The organism is Actinocrinis sp., from assembly GCF_035938995.1.
In the GTDB taxonomy this organism is placed as follows: Bacteria; Actinomycetota; Actinomycetes; order Streptomycetales; family Catenulisporaceae; genus DASZGI01.
Map to the genome: position 1 here is coordinate 17216 of NZ_DASZGI010000041.1, position 18553 is coordinate 35768.

An 18553-nucleotide genomic window follows, 5' to 3' on the forward strand; every position below is an offset into this window, starting at 1 on the left:
TCGGAGTGCGCGCTCCACAGCTTCGCCGGGCAATTTTCCACAGGAGTATCCACAGTGTGGATAAGTTCACACCATCTGTGGATAACCCTGAATGATCAAGCTCTCGGGTGACGGTACCCCGTGTCCTGCCGCGCTGACCTCCGCTCTCGTCAGCGCAGCAGGTTGATCCAGTTTCCGCCGAGGATGCTCGCCGAGTAGGTGTCCTGGAGTTGCTTGGTGTGCACGATCACGGCGACGGCGGAGATGAGCAGCAGTCCGGTGCCAACCGCTGACGGGATGACGATCTGCGGGTTGCGGAACCAGGCGACGACCGTCCGCGCCCGCGGTGCGTAGGCCAGGGCGACCCCGAGCAGCAGTCCGCAGACCAGGCCGCCGACGTGCGACTGCCAGCTGATCCCACCCACTGTGAAGCTGAAAATCAGATTGAGGATGATCACGGTGATGATCGGCTGAAGGTCCAGCTTCTCCCGGAACGCCAGCACCGCCAGCACGCCGAGCAGGCCGAAGATCGCCCCGGACGCGCCCAGGCTGCTGCCGTACTCTCCCAGGGAGAGGAAGGACGCCGCCGACCCCGCGATCCCGCAGGTCAAGAAGGTCAGCGCATAGCGGGTGCGGCCGAGCCTGGCCTCCACCGGCAGGCCGATGAACCACAGCGAGAGCATGTTCATCGCCAGGTGTGCGATGTTGGCATGCACGAAGATCGAGCTGACCAGCCGGTACCAGTCCCCGTAGACCACGCCTATGTCGCTGCTGCTCGGCAGGGACTCGATGTGCGGGGCCATCGCCTGCAGGTCCAGGCGGTTGGTGAACGCCGCCCCGATGATCTGCTGCAACCCGAAGATGACGACGCAGATGGCGATCAGGACCACCGTGACGACACCGTTGCGGGATTGCGCCCGCCCGCCGGCGACCGTGCGCGGCTGGCGGACGACCCGGTTGCCGTCCCGGACGCATTCAGGGCAGTGAAAGCCGACCGATGCCGCCACCATGCAGTCGGTGCAAATGGACCTGTCGCACCGTGCGCAGCGCAGATACGTCTCGCGCTGCGGATGGCGGAAACAGACCGGCGGGCCCGACACCCCTTCGGTGTCGGGCGCCGCCGTGGGCGACTCGTCGGACGGCATCTTCACGATCCAATCCCCGGGAATGAGAATCGCGGCTGGCCGCGGTCAGGGCGAGGCGGTGGCGAAGGCCGTCGCCGGCTGGGAAACGGACGCCTCTAGGACTGGCGCCGCTCGATCACGACGGACTCGATCACCGCGTCGCTCAGCGGGCGGTCGTTCGGGCCGGTCGGCGTGGTGGCGATGGCGTCGACCACCTTGCGGCTGGCGGCGTCCTCGACCTCGCCGAAGATGGTGTGGTTGCCGTTGAGCCAGGTCGGGGTGCCGACGGTGATGAAGAACTGCGAGCCGTTGGTGCCCCGGCCGCCCTGCTTGCCGGCGTTGGCCATGGCCAGCAGGTACGGCTTGGTGAAGGCCAGGTCCGGGTGGATCTCGTCGTCGAACTTGTAGCCCGGGCCGCCGACGCCCTGGCCGAGCGGGTCGCCGCCCTGGACCATGAACCCGGAGATCACCCGGTGGAAGACCGTCCCGTCGTAGAGGCGCGCATTCGTCTTTTGCCCGGTGCGCGGGTCAGTCCACTCACGGGTGCCTTCGGCCAACTCCACGAAGTTGCGCACCGTCTTGGGCGCGTGGTTCGGCAGAAGCCTTACGGTGATGTCCCCGTGGTTGGTCTTGATGACTGCGTAGGTCTCCTCGGCCATCACGGCCCTCGCTTCCGACTCGGCTGTTACTTCCTGAACGCCCCGCGCTGCCGCCGGGTGCCCGATCCCGACCCCAGTCCCGACTGCCCCGGACATCCTCCCACGCCGCGGATGCTTATCGTGCCGCGCGGTCGGCACTGTTTCCGTCCGGTGACGGGACCGCCGCCGGCGAACGATCCGTGAACCGCGGATGAATCGTCCGATCGTCCGAATAGCGCAAGAACCGCATAGTTGGCCCGACTCGGGGAAGACGCAGGAAAGTCCGAACGAGGAGGGTCGAGCTGTGTCCGCTAAAACCTCAACCGTGTCGTCCCGGATGGGCGCCATGCAGCCCTGGATCCGCGATCACTATGCAGCGCTTCGCAATGGCGCCACGCCGCGCTTGAACCAGACCCGAGCCGTCGTCGTCCCGGTCGTCGTCGATGCGACCCACCGGGTGCGCGAGGAGCTGCTGCCCGCCGCGGCCGAGATGTCGTCGCGCATCGGCACGAAGGCGATGACCAAGTCGGCACCCGCGCGGGCCGAGGCGGTGCACCGTGCGAACGCCGTCCTCGCCGCAGCGCGCGGCCAGGCGTACGCGGAGAAGATGGCCAAGGCCCAGGCCCGCAGCGGCCACAAGAAGCTCTGGTTCATGCTGTGCGCCACCGTCACGGGCGCCGCAGCAGGCGTGGCCCTCGTGCTCTGGCAGCGTTCGCGCAGCCACGACTGGGTCGAGGACGACGCCGTGCACAGCACGCTCGAGGGCGACCGCGAGCACGGCGAGCACGGCCTGAGCACGGACACGTCGTCCTCGCACTCCGACGACCCGTCAGACCCCGACGGCGGCGACGCCACCGACCAGTCCCGCGCCGAACACCACGCCCGCCACTAAGTACGTAAGCACGCCCGCGCCCGCCACTGAGCACGCCAATGGATGGCCGTTGCCAACCACCCGCGCTACCGAGCAGGAACCCTGACCACCCTTCTTATCAGCGCGTCGAAGGCACGGTCGGGCAGGATCCACCGAAGGAAGATCATCGGCCGGGCCCCGAAGCCGGCCGCGTAGCGGGTCGCGGGCCGGCGTGCCGTCACGGCCTTGGCGATGACGTCCGCGATGACGGAAGGCGCCGAAAGCCGCGAGCTGGACTCGTCGTTCAGCGCGTTCGCCATGGCCTGGGCCTGGCGGGCGTAGGCGGTCTGGCCGGAAACCTTGCGCAGGTTGTCCGCGGCGATCCCGCCCCACTCGGTCTGGATGCCGCCGGGCTCGACGACGACCACGGAGATCCCGAACGGTTGCGCCTCCAGCCGCAGGCAGTCGCTGAGGGCTTCGAGTGCGAACTTGGTGCCGTGGTACCAGCCGCCGAAGGGCGTGTATATCTTGCCGCCCATCGACGAGATGTTGATGATCGTGCCGCTGCGCTGCGCCCGCATGTGCGGCAAGACAAGCTGGATAAGCCGGACGGCGCCGAATACGTTGACGTCGAACTGAGCGCGCGCTTCGTCCAGAGGAACATCCTCCACAGCCCCGTACGACCCATACCCGGCGTTGTTGACCAGGACGTCGATGCGGCCGGATTCCGAAATGATCCGCTCGACACCAGCCTCCATCGACGCGTCGTCGGTGACGTCCATGGAGAACACCCGGACGCCCTGCTCGGCCAGCTGCGCCATGCGATCCACCCGCCGAGCCGCGCCGTAAACGGTGTAGCCCAGCGATTGGAGCTTGAGCGCGGTGGCCTCGCCGATCCCCGAGGAGGCGCCGGTCACGAGGGCGATCTTGGCGGACGTGGGTGTAGGCGGGGGCGTGGGCATGTCCGGAGTTCCTTTGCGACGGCGCCGCGCGGCGAAGCGACAATGTGGACTGAACGCGAACGTAAACCTGAACGCGAAAGTGAACCATGCTTCACTTTCTCCGCCGCCCATCATGAAGCACGGTTCACCTTCCCGCAAGTCAACCGCAACCCAGCCCGATCAGCGGTAACACCCACGTGAACTAGGCTTTCGGGATGGCACAGCGGAGAGGAGCGGAGGAACAATGGATGACGCGCCGCCGCAGCCGATGACCGACGCGCGCCCACAGCGCGCCGACGCCGTCCGCAACCGCACGAAGATTCTCGAAGCCGCGCGCGAGCTCATCACGATGCGCGGACCGGACGTGCCCATGGAAGTGATCGCCCAGGCGGCCGAGGTGGCGGTCGGCACCCTCTACCGCCACTACCCCACCAAAACAGCCCTGGTCGGCGCCGTCCTCGCAGAACACGCGGAACGCATTGCCGACGACGTGGAGGCCGCCTGCGCCCGCGTCAAAAAGGGCACCCGCCCCATAGACGAGCTCAAAGCCCTCGTCGCCCGCACCCTCGAAGCCGCAGCCCGCGACCACGCGGTCAAAGCCGCCGCGCAACGACTCGGCGCCACGGAATCCATGCAAGAACACGAGGAGCGCGGCAAAGCGGCCATGTCCCGCCTCATCGCGGCAGCCCAAGCCGACGGCGACATGAACCCGGACGTCACCGCCGACGACTTCATCCTGCTCCTCGCCACCGCCCCCCTCGACCAGCCGCCCGCGATCCTCCACCGCTGGCTCACCCTCGTCCTCCGCGGCTTCACCACGACGACGCCGACAGCAGCAGCGACCACCACCACCGCCGCCAGCCAACCAGCCGCACCCCAACCCGCCCACCCGCAGCCCTAGGCCAGAGCGGCGGCCACCATAGCCCACTACCGATTGATCGCCCCATCAGACCTCACGACGAAGCCCTCCAGTGCGACCGCTGGAGGGCTTATCTACCGTGGAGCCAAGGGGACTTGAACCCCTAACCCCTGCCTTGCAAAGGCAGTGCTCTGCCAATTGAGCTATGGCCCCCGGACTTGCCGCGACACGCGCGGCAGGTGCCTTGATCGATGCTAGGGGTAGCGGCCGCCGCGGCGCCACCCGTATGCGCTCGGGTTCGGCGCCCGGCTGCGTGCGGGTCAGTGCTGGGCGGCTGCGGGCACCGGGTCGGTCGCCTCGGTCCACAGGTCGTGCTCGGCTTTGTCCGCCTGCACCTGGCGGTAGACGAGGTAGCCACCCGCGGCGACCAAAGCGACCAAGAGCAGCTTCTTCATGGCTACCGGGCCTCTCATCTCTAGTTCCGAACGGGCCCGCAAAAAGCACCTGCCCGTGCGGAGAGGATAACAGTCGGGGCTCAGGTGGTGCGGCCAACCGTCGCAGGACTCGGCCCGTCACTTGGTGCTTGTAGCGAAACCGCGACGGGGCTGAGAACCCGTCAGGGTCCAGTTGTCGGCTGGTGGTTCGTCCTTCGTCCTCATGTCGTCCGTCGACGACAAAGGCCTGACCCCATGAGTTCGGAGTCAGGCCGTGAGTTGCTCTGGTGGACCTAGGAGGACATGAACCTCCGACCTCTTCCGGATCACTGCTATCCGCGCACCCCGGCGGCGCGCCACCACCCCGATCCCCGTGCCCCGGCATCCGCGCCTCGGCACCTAACGCCAGCCGCCGCGCCCGCTCGTCCTGTTGCGGAGGCTACTCAGCGAACTTACCCGCGAACGCGCTCTCCGAGGCCTGATTCACGCCGAAGCCCATGGGCGATAGCTAGCTAGATCAGGACCTGAGGTAATCAATCGACGCGCCCCTGCGCGGCATACGGGAAGTCCCGCGGCGACTACGACCACGGAGCGCAACCAGGATCTGCGGAGTCGGATTACCGGGCGGGATGGGCCGGGGCGACGCCGACCGTCTTGGTGGCGGTCAGCACACCGCGGGCGGTGCCGAGGTAGGTGCCGGAGGTAGGAGCGACGTCCGTGTAGTCACGCCCGGTGGCGACAGTCAGATAGTCCATGCCCGCGCGGCGGCCGTTACACGGGTCGAATGCCACGGCGCGAGCGCCGGCGGCCTCGGCGATGATCACCTCGACCCAGGCGTGCGTGCCGCCTTCGCCGAGCAGGTGCCCGGAGACGTAGCGGGCCGGCAGCCCCGAAGCCCGGCAGAGCGCGATCATGACATGAGCCGAGTCCTGGCAGACCCCGCGTCCGCCGGCGAGCGCCTGGGCAGCGGTGGTGGCGATGGAGGTCACCCCATGCGCATAACTGATCGCCTCGTGCACGTACGCGCAGAACCGTTCGGCGGCGGCGAGCCCATCCGAGCCGGCCATGGCCGCCGCCAGGTCCCGGATCGCCGGGTCGGGCGCGGTCAGGCGGGTCGGCCGGAGCAGCCGCGGGTCGGTGAGAGCGGCGGCCGGCAGGAGCACGCCGGGGCCGGAGCGATCCCGCTCGACGACGGCCTCGACCACGAACTCGACCCGATCCGGCACCAGGGGCACGCGGGACCGGATGACCGTGTTCCCGACGGAGTCCTTGCGGCGGATGGTGCGCGCGTCGGCGGCGGAAACGGTGATCGAGTGTCGCCGCAGGCGCTGGTCGCCGTGCCGGTTCGGCGGCACCACGACGAGTCGATGGTTCAAGTCCCGTATCGGTGCGTCATAGCAGTATTCAAAGCGCTGATGCAGCACGTACGTCAGCCGGTCGGCGCCCTCGAACTCGCCGCGCGGCGGAGTGCGCGGGAGCGTGTCGGCCGACTGCGTCATACGATCTCCCCGCTCCCGGAATTCACGCCCCGCCCGGACCTGCCGCGACGCGGCTGCCGTTGCGCCATGCTGGACGTTCAATGTTTCCCAACGGTAACGACATGTCACAGCAACACATCGGTGATACGAATTCTGTATGGACGGGCTCCTCGATGGATATCGGCAAGGCCCGGCTTATGACGAGATGTTCGCGGCGGACGGGCTGCCGTATCCGCACATGCGGGCGCTGTATGACGCCCTGCAGACGCTCACCGGCGATGATCTGGCGCGGCGGGCGGCTGCGCGCGACCGCAGCTATCAGGATCAGGGAGTCACCTTCTCCCACGCGGGCGAGGAGTGGGTCTTCCCGCTCGACCTGATTCCGCGGCTGATCCCGGCGGCCGAATGGGAACTCATCGAGGCGGGCGTCGTGCAGCGGGTACGCGCCCTGGAGGCGTTCCTCGCCGACGTCTGCGGTCCGGCCGAGGTGGTCCGGGACGGGGTGGTGCCGCGCGCGCTGCTCACCACCTCGGCCGGACTCTGCCGCTCGGCGCACGGCATCCGGCCGCCGAACGGCGTGCGGATCCACCTCGCCGGGATCGATCTCGTGCGCGACCAGGCGGGGGTCCTGCGGGTACTCGAGGACAACCTGCGGGTGCCGTCGGGCATGTCCTACGTGGTGGAGAACCGGCGGACCATGGCGCGCGTGTTCCCCGGCTTGTTCCTGGAGCAGCAGGTCCGCCCGGTCGCCTCCTACCCGGGGCGGCTGCTCGACGCGTTGCGGTCCTCGGCGCCGGCCGGTGTCGAGCAGCCCACCGTGGTGATGCTCACCCCCGGCGTGCACAATCCGGCCTACTTCGAGCACGCCTATCTGGCCCGCAAGATGGGCATCGAGCTGGTCGAGGGCCGCGACCTGTTCTGCCGGGAGAACGTCCTGTACATGCGCAGCCTCGGAGGCCTCCAGCGAGTGGACGTCGTCTACCGGCGCGTGAACGACGACTTCCTGGACCCGGTGCACTTCAGGTCCGACTCCGTGGTGGGGTGTCCGGGCATCCTGAACGTGGCCCGCGTCGGCAATGTCGCGATCGCCAACGCGGTCGGCAACGGCGTGGCCGACGACAAATTGACGTACACCTACGTCCCGGCGCTGATCGAGTACTACCTCGGCGAACGGCCGCTGCTGCCCAACGTCACCAGCTACCGGCTCGACGATCCGGACGTCCGGTCCGCGTGCCTGGCCCGGCTCGACCAGCTCGTCGTCAAGCCGGTGGAGGGCTCGGGAGGGGCCGGCATCGTGATCGGGCCGCACGCCTCCGACGCGGAACTGGCCGCCGTGCGCGAGCGGGTGCTGTCCGAGCCGCGGGCGTGGATCGCGCAGGAGACCGTCATGCTGTCGACCTCGCCGGCGCAGCTCGGCGACCGGCTGGTGCCCCGACACATCGACCTGCGGCCGTTCGCGGTCAACGACGGCGAGCAGATCAGCGTGCTGCCCGGCGGACTTACCCGGGTGGCGCTGCGGGAGGGCAGCCTGATAGTGAACTCCAGCCAGGGCGGCGGATCCAAGGACACCTGGGTGCTCACCACACGGCCGGAGCCTGCGTCGGAGACGGACGGGCCGCCGGCGTTCCCGGCGCAGGCGGTGCGGGGCACCGCCCCCGACCACGGTCCGCGCCACGACCAGCCGCAGCAATGAGCGCGACCGAGGAACGGGGTCCGGGATGCTGAGCCGCGTCGCAGAGGCCCTGTTCTGGGTCGGGCGGTACGTCGAACGGGCCGAGGACACCGCCCGGCTGCTCGACGTGCATTTCCACGAGGTGCTCGAAGACCCGGGCGTGGACGAGGCGGGCGCCTACGCCGTTCTGCTGGCCGTGATGGGAGTCCCGGACGACATCGCGCGGCGGCACCGGGACAACAGAGCCGTGCTCGAACTGCTGGGCTACGACGAGAGCACGTCCGTCTCGATCGTCGGCGCGCTGGTCGGCGCCTGGCAGAACGCCCGCAGCGCGCGGGAGGCGCTGTCCGCGGAGATCTGGGAGTCCCTGAACTCGACCCACAACTCCCTGCCGGGCCGGGTGACCGCCGCCCGCGACTTCGGCCCCGCGCCGTTCTTCTCACACGTGCGCGAGCGCGCGGCCAATTTCGCGGGATACGTCGAGGCGGGCATGAGCCGGGACGCGAGCTACGACGTGCTCGTCCTCGGCCGCAGCCTGGAGCGGGTGGACATGACCGCGCGCCTGCTCGCGGCGCGGATCGGCACCGGGCGGGGAGGCGATGGCTGGACCTCCACGCTGCGCGCCTGCTCCGCCCAGGAGGCCTACGTGCGCACCTATCGGCAGAATGTCGAGGCTTCCCGGGTACTGGAATTCCTGCTGGTGGACCGGCTCTTCCCCCGGTCGATCTTCCACGCGCTGCGCGCCGGGGAGGATGCGCTGGCCCGGCTCGATCCGGCGTCCGGGCGCTCCACGGTGGACGAGGCCGCCCGGCGGGCGATCGGCCGGGCCCGCACCGATCTGGAGTTCCTGTCCGCCGCGAGCCTCCTCGACGACCTGCCGGAGCGGCTGCTCGGACTGCAACGGACCGTGTCGACGGTCAGCGAAGAGGTGACCCGGCGACTGTTCGCAGGCTCGGCGCCGCTGCACTGGAGCATCGAGGAGGTCCTCGGATGAGCTGGCGGATCTCAATCCGACACCGCACCGGCTTCAGGTATGCCGAACCAGTGCGGGCGTCTTACAACGAGGCGCGGCTGACCCCGCCCAGCGTCGACGGGCAGCACACCCTCCAGGCTGCCGTCACCATCACGCCTGCGATCCGCCCCACGCGTTACGTCGACTACTGGGGCACGGCCGTGGACGCGTTCGACATCCACGTCCCGCACACCGAGCTGGTCGTGCTGGCGACGTCGATGGTCGAGACCGCCGCGCAACGGCCTTTGCCGACCGGGGCCGACTGGCCCGAACTGGCGAATCCGGCGGTGATGGATCGCTTCGCCGAGTTGCTCGCCGCCTCGGCGTACGTTCCGGCGGAACCGGAACTCACCGAGGTCGCCCGGTCCCTGCGGGTCGGATCGACGCCGATGCAGACCGGGCTGCGCGCGGCCGAGTGGACCCACGAGGCGCTTCAGTACGAGCGGGGCGCGACGCACGTGCGCACCTCGTCGGCGGAGTCCCGCGCCGCCGGCAAGGGAGTGTGCCAGGACTTCGCGCACGTCACCCTCGCCCTGTTGCGCGCGGCCGGACTGCCCGCGCGCTATGTGTCCGGCTACCTACACCCGGTGGCCAACGCCGAGGTCGGGGAGACGACCGCGGGCGAAAGCCACGCCTGGGTGGAGTTCTGGGCCGGCGACTGGGTCGCGGTCGACCCGACCAGCCTCGCCGACGTCGGCAGCCAGCACGTGCTGCTGGCCCGCGGCCGCGACTACGCAGACGTTCGGCCGATCTCCGGCATCTACTCCGGCCCCGCGGCGGAACACTTCGACGTCGCCGTCGAGGTCACCCGCCTGGGCTGACCGAGCCGCGGCCACGGCCGGCAGCCCGTACTCATGCCGGTTCCTCCTGCGCGAGCACCGTCATCGATTCCAGCAGCGGCGCGCCGAAGGTGGTGACCATCGCCACGTCGGACGCGTCCCGTCCGTGCCCTATCACGGCCCGGCCCTTGCGCCGAGCGTTGTTGCGCGGATCGAAGGTCCACCAGCGGTCCCCCAGCCATACCTCCATCCAGGCGGCGAAGTCCATGGGCGCCGGATCCGCCGGCACGTCCATGTCGGGCAGGTAGCCGAAGACGTAGCGGGCCGGAATGTTCAGCGCCCGACAGAACGAGATCGCCAGGTGCGTGAAGTCCCGGCACACCCCGTACCCGGACGCGTTCACATCCACCGCAGTCGACCACGAACCGCTGCTGCCGTACTGGAACGTCAGATGGCTGTTGACGTGGTCACAGATCGCCTGGACCCGACGGTAACCGGTTGGCATCGGGCCGAAGCGCGACCAGGCCTCGTCCCCGAGCATGTCGGGCAGGCAGTAACGGCTGGGCAGCGTGTAGAGCAGGACGTCGTCGGGCAGTTCGTCCGGAAGCAGTTCCCGTGCCGACTCGTCGGCGTCCTCGGCCGCGTCCGGCACCAGCAGCAAAGCGTCATACCGCAGCACCGACCGCCCAGCGGGCAGCACCACGCGCGCGCACCTGTTGCCGTACAAGTCGGTGTAGCGGCGAACGCGTAGCTGCGGCTCCACCGACCACTCCTGCTTGATCACGCTGATTGGCTGCGCATCCTGGGCTTCGACCTGGAAGACGGTCGGGGTGTCGACGGCGGCGATGTGTACGAACTCGCACCCCACCCGCATCCGCCGCACGTCCACGGGAACTTCGTGCGCTTGCGAGGTTTCGATCCCATTAGTCATCAGTGTTCGACCTCAAGCCTTCGAGGAACTCCTTCAGTGCTCGGTAGTACGGGACGATGGTGGTGATCTCGGCGTATTCGTCGGGTCCGTGCTGCCCTGCGCCGCCGACCCCGAAGGCGACGGCGGCGATGCCGCGTCCGGAGTAGTAGCTCGCATCACTGCCGCCGTGCTTGTACAGGAACTCGGCCGGATAGCCCTGACGCTGCGCAGCCTGTCGCAGCTCCTTGACCTCGGAGCGGTCGTGGTCGGCGTGGTGCGGCGATTCCACACGATCGACGGCGACCGTGACGCCGGGTTCGCAGAAGGAACGCAGATACTCGGCGATCTGCTCCGGCGTCCTGCCGTTCAGGTCGCCGTCCTCGGCCGGGAATCGGATGTCCAGCCACGCCTCGGCTTGGGCGGGAATCTGGTTGAAGGACCGGTTGGGCGTCTCCACTCTGGCGAGGTTCGCCGTCGTGCGCCATACCTCCTCGGTGGGTACAGGATATCTGGTCAACAGCCGAGCCACGGTGTTCATCAGCTTGACCATGGCGTTGTCGCCCAGCCACGGGTATGCACCGTGGCCACCGCGGCCGACGGCCCGCAGCCTCGCCTGCGCGAGCCCCTTGGAGTCGGCCACGAGGTTCAGGCGGCTGTGCTCGCCGATGATGACAAACGTTCCCGTCACGCCCTGTTGGAGCTGGTGGAGCGTGCCGTCACGCCCGCCGACCTCTTCATCCGCGACAAGCTGCAGCGCGAGCGGATACGGCAGCGTGGAAGCCAACTCGCGGAACACCTCGGCCTGCACCAACGCGGACACCTTCATGTCCTGCGCGCCGCGTGCGTAGAGCCGGTCGCCCTCGCGGCGTGGCCGGAACTGCTCCGGGTCGCCGGGCACCACGTCGAGGTGCCCGTTGAGGATCACCCGAAACTCCGGTCGCGGCGCACCGTCGTGGCCGTCAGCGTAGACCAGCGCGCTCGGCTTGCCGTTGGATTCGAATCGCTCCACCAGAAAACCCGGACCGACGAAGTCGAGGACAGACTCCACAGCACTCCGAAGCTGCTCAGGCCGATCCGCAGTGGACGGCACGGCAAGCAGGGCGACAGCCGCGGCCAAGAAAGTGTCCAGCTCCACCCCGTCATCCTGCCGCAAACAGCTGCGATTCCCTATCAAATGATGTGCCGGCTTGCATGGATGTAGCGGTTCCCGGTCGGGTTTGCCGCCCGTAGCGTGCCGTGGGACTGGATCCGGAGGAACGTTCGTACGGCATGGTGCAGCCCCTTTGAGGGCAGTGAAACCACTGCTGTTCCCCAGTGACCCATGACGACACGTTCAAACTCTCTTTGAGAGGACTGAGTCTTACGTGCGCGTTCGGGGCGGGGCCGCGTCCCGGTGCCCTACAGGAAACACAGGCGGGCGAACACGGGCAGGCATACGGGTCTGGACAGGAAAGGCAGATCGACCACGAACCCTGCGACGACCCGGTAGTTGCCGAACCCGATCGTATACGTGCCGACAAATCGTCCGTGCAGGTCAGTGGACATAAAGGCTGGTGTAGCGATCATTCGGCCGCGCACAGAGTTGAACACGTTCAGTCGATCTTCTGATCTTTCTCAACACGTTCGATGACTGCCCACCGCGCCTGCGGCCCAGAAGCTTCAAAATGCCCTCACCAACGCGGATGAGTTTTCGGCACCCTCAGCTTGGGCTGACTCCTAGGCACGCGACGCCGTGATGAGCTCGGCGATGCGCCGACTCGCCAAGCCGTCGCCATACGGACTGGGGGTCGCGGCGAGGCGGGCGGCCAGGCCACCGTCGTCCAGCAGCCGCAGGGCCGCCGCGGCGATCGCCGGGCCGGGCTGGACGAGGTGCGCGAACCCGGACTCGACCGCCTCCGGCCGCTCGGTCGAATCGCGCACCACGATCAGCGGCTTCTTGAGTACCGTGCACTCCTCCTGGATCCCCCCGGAATCCGAGACCAGGAGCCTGGCGTGCCGCGCCAGGGCGAGGAACGCGCCGTAGCCGACCGGCGCGACCGGCGCGAGGCGTTCCAGCGCCGCCGAGAGGCCCAGCCTCCGTGCTGCGGCCCGGGTGCGCGGATGCGCCGGGAAGACGACCGGCAGCGGAAGCTTCGCCAGCTCGGTCAGGATCGCGTCGAGCCGCCCCGCGTGGTCGGCGTTCTCCGGCCGATGGATGGTGGCCAGGACGTAGCGATCCGGCTCGACACCGTACGCGGTCAACACCCGCTCGGCCTCGTCCGGCCCGGGTAGGCGATCGAGCGTCGCCTCGACCACGGTGTTGCCGGTGACGTGGACGCTGTGCGAATCGACGCCCGCGCGGCGCAGGTTGTCGGCGGCCAGATCGGTAGGGGCGCAGTGCAGGTCGGCGACGACGCCGACGAGCATCCGGTTGATCTCCTCGGGCATGGCGCGGTCGTTCGAGCGCAGCCCGGCCTCGACATGGACCACCCGAATCCCGGCGAAGTGCGCGGCCTGCGCGGCGGCGGCCGCGGTATTGGTGTCGCCCTGGACCACGACCGTGTCGGGCCTGCGGTCGCTGAAATGCCGTCCGAGCTGGCCGAGCACCCGGCTGAACTGTTCGGCGCGGCTCGCCCCGCCGACCCCGTCGAGGCGCAGTTCCGGCGGAGCGAGGCCGAAAGCGGCGAAGAAGGCCTCGGACAGGTTCTCGTCGAAATGCTGCCCGGAGTGGACGAGGTAGCCGCGCTCGCCGAGGTGCTTGGACAGCACCGCCAGCTTGATGATCTCGGGCCGGGTGCCGACGACGAGCGCGATGGTGGCGGGTCCCGGGCAGGGCGGCGGGGGTGGGGGCAGTGGGGGCACCGGGCGCGGTCCTCGGGCGGTCGGCGGATGGGTCTCCTGCGGATCGTGCTCGGTATGCCACCGTCGACGGCGGCGCGCGCGAAAGAGTCCGCTGAGATTCAGCCGGATGGCGCAGTTGGTCATGCCATCAGGCGATATCAATATTCATTACTTGACCATAACTGCGTGTGTCGCAACGGTTCGGCACACGGTAGCCCGTTATGTTCCGTGCGATCAGTAGAGACATACGGATGGGAGACGGGCGTATGTACCGCGGTATCGGCAAGGCGGGCGGTCTCGGCGGCGCGTTGGCCACGACCGGCGCTCCCAACATCGCCGTATTCCTGGCGGTCGCGCTCGGCTTCACCGTGGTCGGCGTGTGCTTGGTACGCAGCGAGTTGGTGCTGCGCAAGTCGTCGCGATGACAGACCCCGATGCCGCCGCTGACGCGGTCCGTGACCCCGGACGCCGACAGACGACAGACCGCGGCGGGCCGCGCACGTTCGCGGGTGTGGGTGCCCTGTCCGCCGCAGTGCTGCTCCTGCTGAGTGAAGGCTGGTACCGGGGTGTTGAGGCGGCGCTCGCCGGACGCGCGCTGTCCGGGCTGCTCGGCTTCCCGGTGATGATCTCGCGCCCGCTTCGCACCGTGTTCTTCGCGTTCGACGGCACCGGTCCCGCGCACATGCTGGGCCTGCAGGTCACCCTCGGTTGCAGCAGCGACCTTCTGCTCGCCCCTGTCCTGCTGTTCACCGGCCTGCTGCTGCTGTTCGGGCACAGTTCGGCCCCGCGCGTACTGCTCGCCGCATTGGTCGCGGCGGCCGTGGTCGTGCTCGTCAACACGCTGCGGCTGGTGTTGATCGCCGTGCTGGTGGACTGGTGGGGCGTGGAAACCGGCTTCGGTTGGGGGCACACCCTGTTCGGCTCGGTGCTCACCCTCGCCGGGATGGCCGTGGCCCTCGGCGTCTTCGTCGTCGCGGTCGGCCGGGAACGGCGCGGCGGGGCCCGTGCGGCCTGAGGGACAAAGAGTGTCGAGGTGACGAGCCTGTGAACGTGCTGGAAGTCTGCATCATCCTGTCGCTGGTATTCGGGTTCGGATTCCTCTGTTACGTGGTCGCGCTTGTGGCGGCGCTCCTGCGGCACAGGCCCGGCACGGCCGGAGACCCGGCGGCGTTCGAGTGGCACGTGTTGATCCCGTGCCGGGACGAGGAAGCCGTCATCGGTGCGACCCTCGAATACCTGCGCGACGCGTTTCCCTGCGCGCATCTTTGGGTCATCGACGATGCCTCAGCGGACCGCACGGCGGACATAGTCGAAGCCGCCGCCGGGAGCGACGTCCGCGTGCACGTCGTGCGCCGCGTCGTGCCTCAAGCGCGCACCGGGAAGGGGGACGCGCTCAACGCCGGGTACCAGGCGATCTGCGCTTCGCTCCCGGCCGACGCGGACCGCGAGCGCGTCCTGCTGTGCGTCGTGGACGCGGACGGGCGCCCGTCGCGGAACCTGCTCGAGGTCTGCGCCGGACCGGAGGTCTTCGGGAATCCGCGGATCGGGGCCGGCCAGGTCGAGGTGCGTATGTCGAACCGGGACCAGCGCGATCCGCTCCGCGGCCGCGGACCGGTGGCCAACGCGTCCGCGATGTTGCTGGCCCGGTTGCAGGACGTCGAGTTCCGCTGCCCCATCTCGGCGATGCAGATGCTGCGTGCCCGTAGCGCGACGGTGAACCTCGGCGGCAACGGTCAGGTGGCCAGGCTCGCCGCGCTGAACGAGGTCGCGGCGGGAACGGACCGCCCGTGGGGCAATGCGCTCTTGGAGGACTACGAGATCGGGCTGCGCCTCATGCTCGCGGGGCGCCGCATCGCCTACACCACGGACGCGTGGGTCGATCAGGAGGCGCTGTGGAGTCTGCGCAGCCTTCTGGTGCAGCGCACCCGCTGGGCTCAGGGCTCGATGCAGTGTCTCGGGTATCTGCCGCGGGTGTGGGCCTCGCGGCACTTCAGCAACGCGGGTCTGCTCGAGGTGACGTACTTCATGGCGCAGCCGTGGCTTCAGATCCTGGGCACGCTGGCCTATCCCGCGCCGCTGATCGTGCTGTTCGCGAACGCCGCGCGCTATCCGCAGTTCACCGTGCAGTTCCTGCGCGACGGCGGGGCCGCGATGCTCGGGCTGTACCTGCTGATCGGGATCGGCGAGTTCGCGGTCTGGGCCTGGGTGTACCGGCGTCGGTGCGCGCCCGGCCTCAGCCGCCGTCACACCGCCGCGATCGGGATCGGGCTGACGGTGTACGCGTGGCTCAGCTACGTCATCGCGTGGCGGGCGTTAGGCCGGCTGGTGACCCGCCGCTCGTCCTGGCCGAAGACCCGGCGCAACGCCGAGATGGCGGCATCCGTCGCGCCCGACGCCGTTCCCGCTCAACCTGCCGTGCGTGCGACCGCGGTGCACTGATGACACCGCGCTGGACTACCGCGCTGCGCCGCTCCGCACTCCCGGTGCTGGGCCTGGGCGTGTTGTGCGTGTCCGTGTTGTCCGTGCAGGACTTGGACCATGTCGGCATGGGCGTGGGCTCGTACACCACCACGTGGACGATCGGCTCCTGTCACCGGCTCGACCAGTTGGTAGAGACCGACCCGGTCTATGCCTCCGATACGTCGCCGGCGGTGCCCTGCACCAGCCCGCACGAGAGTGAGACCTACGCCGACGTCCCGATCACCGGGCCGGTCGCCCGCCAGACCGAGCGTCCGAGCCCGCTTTGGCTGGAGTCGGCGTTGCGCGGGGCCTGCGACTGGGGCGCGATGGCCGACTTCCTCGGCGACGAGCCGCCGGACGTCACCCGCGACATCGTCGTCCTGCAGATCGTGCCGAGCGTGCCGGAATGGCGGGCGGGTGTACGGCGGGTGCGTTGCGACGCGCTGATCGGACCACGCACCACCGAGTCGGTCGCCACCATCTCCCAGTCGCTGCGCGGCATCGTGCGCACGCCCGCCGCAGCCCGGTTCCGGGTCTGCCGCCTGGGCGATACCGAACTGTCCTGCGACGGCCTGCACACCGCGGAGTTGGTGTACCCGTACGTGAAGTTCACCGACGCCGAGCTGACCCGCGACCACGCCTACAAGCTCGACAAGGTCCGCCGGGCCTGCGCCGGCCTGGTCGCCGCCTACCTCGGCATGCCGCTGGACCGCCGGGCGGACCTCTCCCTCCAGCCGGAACTGCCCGGCGACTACCCGAGCCCGGACAGCCGGGTCGGGCACTGCTGGGTCGGCCCGAAGAGCGGCCTTCCGACCACCGGCAGTGTTCGCCGCACGGGAACCGGCGGCGCGGCGTGAACAGGCTTCTGACATCCGAGGGCTGGGAAGATGCCTTCGGCGTTCGGGTACCGGTCGATCCGGTGGCCGCCGCGTCGCGCGCCGCGCTCGCGTGGGTACGCGCCCACCCGGCGATCAGCACTGGCGCGGTGTGGGGCCTGATCACGCTCGCGCGGCTGTTCGCGGGCGGCGCGGTGGGCATGGCCGACAACTTCGACGGCCACCGACTGCTGTGTCAGCTGGGGGTCGCGCCGCGCCCGATTCCGGCCGGGCAACCGCTGTGGGCGTTCGTGACGCCGACATACGACGCGTACACCTGGTACGGCGAGGCGTGCAGTGCGGGCGGCACGGGCCAGCCCTACCTGTCGACCGAGTACTTCCCGCTGCTGCTCGCCAAGCTGCTCACCCAGCTGTTCGGCCTGTCCGGCGCGCTGGACCTGCGGATGCTCGGACCGATCTTCGCGGCCGGGATCGCGGTCGCGGTCGGCTGGACGGTACGGGAGCTGCCCGGTCCGCGGTGGGCCGCAGTCCTGGCCGCCTCCGGCATCGGCCTGGCCGCGGTGGACAGCGCCATCGCCCCGTACTACATCTCGCCGTTCAGCGAACCCGCCGCGCTGCTGGGCCTGCTCCTGCTGATCCCCGCCACACTGCGGCTGTTGAGCCGGGAGCGGGTGCGCGCCCGCGATATCGCGCTCGTGGCCGTCATCGCCGCCTGGACGATCGGCGCCAAGACGCAGATGGCCAGCATCCTGATCGCGGTGGTGCCGGTCCTTCTGCTACGTCCGTGGGCACGCGTCGTCTGGGCCCAGACGGACCGCGGCCGGCGACGCGCGGTCAAGCGGCTGCTGCGCGCAATGGGTGCGGTCGCCACACGCCTGCCCGCGCTCGCGGCCTGCGCGGTGCTCGTGGGCGGTACGGCGCTGTTCGAGCAACACCAATCCCGGTGGCTGAACGAGATCGTCTTGTATGACGACGTATTCCGTGACGTGCTCGGGCATAGCTCGCATGTACACGCCGACCTGCGGGCGCTCGGGCTGCCGACCGACCTCGCGAGCGCGGCGGGATCATCGATCGTCGCGCCGAACTCCGCGGCAAAGCTGCCGGACTACCCGCGCTTCGTGCAGCAGGAGTCCTTCGGCAGGGTGCTCGCCTTCTATATCACGCACCCCTGGCGGCTTCCCGGCGTAGCCGATCGGGGGCTGGTCGGGATGGCGGCGACCCGGCCCTCCTATCTGGGCAACTACCTGGCCTCCAGCGGGGCCGCGCCCTATGCACGGGAGTGCCGGGTGTGCGTCGCGCCCGCCCTGTTCACCCTGTCTCAGCCGTTGCGCTGGGTGGTGATCCCCGGGCTGTGGGCGGTGGCTCTGGCCGGCGGGATCTGGCTGGCCGGCAAGCGCCGAGCCGTGCCGCCGCGAGCACGCGGTGTCGGCGCGGTCCTCGCGGGGATCGCCGCGGCGACCGTGGCGCAGTTCTGGACGGTCATGCTCAGCGAGGGGGACAGCGACATCGAGAAGCACATGGTGTTCGCGCTCTTCGGCACGATGCTGCTCGGACCGCTTATGGTCGCGGCCGTGGCGGCGCTCGACCAGAGGCTCGCGGCGCAGCCAGAGCCTGCACCGGAGCGGAGCGCCCTGTGACCACAGCGCATGCGGCCAGGCGACGGCGGTTCTTCGTGCTGCGGCGCGTCGCGCTTTCGCTCGCAGTGCTGTCCCTTCCGCTGGCCGCTGCCACCGCGGTGCTGCTGGGGGTGCATTGAGCCAA

At 69.3% G+C, this 18553-nt stretch carries 20 protein-coding genes and 1 tRNA gene; 11 read left to right on the plus strand and 10 right to left on the minus strand.

The genetic code is table 11. The features are described from left to right. Positions 1-149 precede the first annotated feature (149 nt). Entirely contained in the window at positions 150-1124 is a 975-nt protein-coding gene (locus VGZ32_RS02775; protein ID WP_326884213.1) for a rhomboid family intramembrane serine protease, read from the minus strand. Between the two features lie 95 nt (positions 1125-1219). Beyond that, positions 1220-1762: a peptidylprolyl isomerase gene (locus VGZ32_RS02780; protein ID WP_326884186.1), complete on the minus strand. Its 543-nt coding sequence runs from the start codon at positions 1760-1762 to the stop codon at positions 1220-1222. A gap of 283 nt (positions 1763-2045) precedes the next feature. On the opposite strand from VGZ32_RS02780, the gene VGZ32_RS02785 reads away from it, so the two are divergent. Next, positions 2046-2633: a DUF5324 family protein gene (locus tag VGZ32_RS02785; protein ID WP_326884187.1), complete on the plus strand. Its 588-nt coding sequence runs from the start codon at positions 2046-2048 to the stop codon at positions 2631-2633. A 65-nt stretch (positions 2634-2698) separates the two neighbouring features. Here the strand turns inward: VGZ32_RS02785 and VGZ32_RS02790 are convergent, their stop codons facing one another. Then, positions 2699-3553: an oxidoreductase gene (locus tag VGZ32_RS02790; RefSeq protein ID WP_326884188.1), complete on the minus strand. Its 855-nt coding sequence runs from the start codon at positions 3551-3553 to the stop codon at positions 2699-2701. Between the two features lie 223 nt (positions 3554-3776). Here VGZ32_RS02790 and VGZ32_RS02795 point away from each other — a divergent pair, with 223 nt between their 5' ends. After that, complete coding sequence (locus VGZ32_RS02795) at positions 3777-4433, plus strand: TetR/AcrR family transcriptional regulator (protein ID WP_326884189.1); 657 nt, start codon at positions 3777-3779, stop codon at positions 4431-4433. Between the two features lie 98 nt (positions 4434-4531). Here the strand turns inward: VGZ32_RS02795 and VGZ32_RS02800 are convergent. From VGZ32_RS02800 to VGZ32_RS02810, 3 genes are all read right to left on the minus strand, one after another. Next, positions 4532-4604 (minus strand) — tRNA-Ala (locus tag VGZ32_RS02800). 107 nt (positions 4605-4711) lie between these two features. Beyond that, the gene (locus VGZ32_RS02805; RefSeq protein ID WP_326884190.1) at positions 4712-4846 is read right to left on the minus strand and encodes a DLW-39 family protein; all 135 of its coding nucleotides are present in this window, start codon (positions 4844-4846) and stop codon (positions 4712-4714) included. A 596-nt stretch (positions 4847-5442) separates the two neighbouring features. Beyond that, the gene (locus tag VGZ32_RS02810; protein ID WP_326884191.1) at positions 5443-6324 is read right to left on the minus strand and encodes a transglutaminase family protein; all 882 of its coding nucleotides are present in this window, start codon (positions 6322-6324) and stop codon (positions 5443-5445) included. Positions 6325-6460: 136 nt separating this feature from the next. On the opposite strand from VGZ32_RS02810, the gene VGZ32_RS02815 reads away from it, so the two are divergent. From VGZ32_RS02815 to VGZ32_RS02825, 3 genes are read left to right on the plus strand one after another with little or no spacing between them, the layout of a single operon-like run. Continuing rightward, entirely contained in the window at positions 6461-7996 is a 1536-nt protein-coding gene (locus tag VGZ32_RS02815; protein WP_326884192.1) for a circularly permuted type 2 ATP-grasp protein, read from the plus strand. A gap of 25 nt (positions 7997-8021) precedes the next feature. After that, entirely contained in the window at positions 8022-8969 is a 948-nt protein-coding gene (locus tag VGZ32_RS02820; RefSeq protein ID WP_326884193.1) for an alpha-E domain-containing protein, read from the plus strand. Then, positions 8966-9808, plus strand: coding sequence for a transglutaminase family protein (locus VGZ32_RS02825; protein WP_326884194.1), 843 nt, complete (start codon positions 8966-8968; stop codon positions 9806-9808). The genes VGZ32_RS02820 and VGZ32_RS02825 overlap by 4 nt, the downstream gene beginning before the upstream one ends. Before the next feature lie 31 nt (positions 9809-9839). Here the strand turns inward: VGZ32_RS02825 and VGZ32_RS02830 are convergent, their stop codons facing one another. The 4 genes from VGZ32_RS02830 to wecB all read right to left on the minus strand — a co-directional run bounded on the left by VGZ32_RS02830 (position 9840) and on the right by wecB (position 13640). Further along, on the minus strand, positions 9840-10697 hold the full coding sequence (locus VGZ32_RS02830; protein ID WP_326884195.1) for a transglutaminase family protein: 858 nt from the start codon (positions 10695-10697) through the stop codon (positions 9840-9842). Continuing rightward, entirely contained in the window at positions 10690-11811 is a 1122-nt protein-coding gene (locus VGZ32_RS02835; RefSeq protein WP_326884196.1) for a M20 family metallopeptidase, read from the minus strand. The genes VGZ32_RS02830 and VGZ32_RS02835 overlap by 8 nt, the downstream gene beginning before the upstream one ends. 263 nt (positions 11812-12074) lie before the next feature. Further along, positions 12075-12221 carry a hypothetical protein gene (locus VGZ32_RS02840; RefSeq protein WP_326884197.1) on the minus strand — a complete coding sequence of 49 codons (147 nt, stop codon included), beginning with the start codon at positions 12219-12221 and terminating at the stop codon, positions 12075-12077. Between the two features lie 171 nt (positions 12222-12392). After that, positions 12393-13640 (minus strand): non-hydrolyzing UDP-N-acetylglucosamine 2-epimerase, encoded by a 1248-nt coding sequence (gene wecB, locus VGZ32_RS02845; protein ID WP_326884198.1) that lies wholly within the window; start codon positions 13638-13640, stop codon positions 12393-12395. Between the two features lie 107 nt (positions 13641-13747). On the opposite strand from wecB, the gene VGZ32_RS02850 reads away from it, so the two are divergent. The 6 genes from VGZ32_RS02850 to VGZ32_RS02875 are packed head-to-tail and all read left to right on the plus strand — an operon-like array spanning position 13748 to position 18548. Beyond that, positions 13748-13921, plus strand: coding sequence for a hypothetical protein (locus tag VGZ32_RS02850; RefSeq protein ID WP_326884199.1), 174 nt, complete (start codon positions 13748-13750; stop codon positions 13919-13921). Beyond that, the gene (locus VGZ32_RS02855; protein ID WP_326884200.1) at positions 13918-14511 is read left to right on the plus strand and encodes an archaeosortase/exosortase family protein; all 594 of its coding nucleotides are present in this window, start codon (positions 13918-13920) and stop codon (positions 14509-14511) included. The genes VGZ32_RS02850 and VGZ32_RS02855 overlap by 4 nt, the downstream gene beginning before the upstream one ends. A gap of 29 nt (positions 14512-14540) precedes the next feature. Then, complete coding sequence (locus VGZ32_RS02860) at positions 14541-15935, plus strand: glycosyltransferase family 2 protein (protein ID WP_326884201.1); 1395 nt, start codon at positions 14541-14543, stop codon at positions 15933-15935. Next, positions 15935-16813, plus strand: coding sequence for a septum formation family protein (locus tag VGZ32_RS02865; RefSeq protein WP_326884202.1), 879 nt, complete (start codon positions 15935-15937; stop codon positions 16811-16813). The genes VGZ32_RS02860 and VGZ32_RS02865 overlap by 1 nt, the downstream gene beginning before the upstream one ends. Further along, positions 16810-18429 carry a hypothetical protein gene (locus tag VGZ32_RS02870; RefSeq protein ID WP_326884203.1) on the plus strand — a complete coding sequence of 540 codons (1620 nt, stop codon included), beginning with the start codon at positions 16810-16812 and terminating at the stop codon, positions 18427-18429. Before VGZ32_RS02865 ends, VGZ32_RS02870 begins: the two co-directional genes overlap by 4 nt. Continuing rightward, positions 18426-18548: a hypothetical protein gene (locus tag VGZ32_RS02875; protein ID WP_326884204.1), complete on the plus strand. Its 123-nt coding sequence runs from the start codon at positions 18426-18428 to the stop codon at positions 18546-18548. The genes VGZ32_RS02870 and VGZ32_RS02875 overlap by 4 nt, the downstream gene beginning before the upstream one ends. Positions 18549-18553 lie beyond the last annotated feature (5 nt).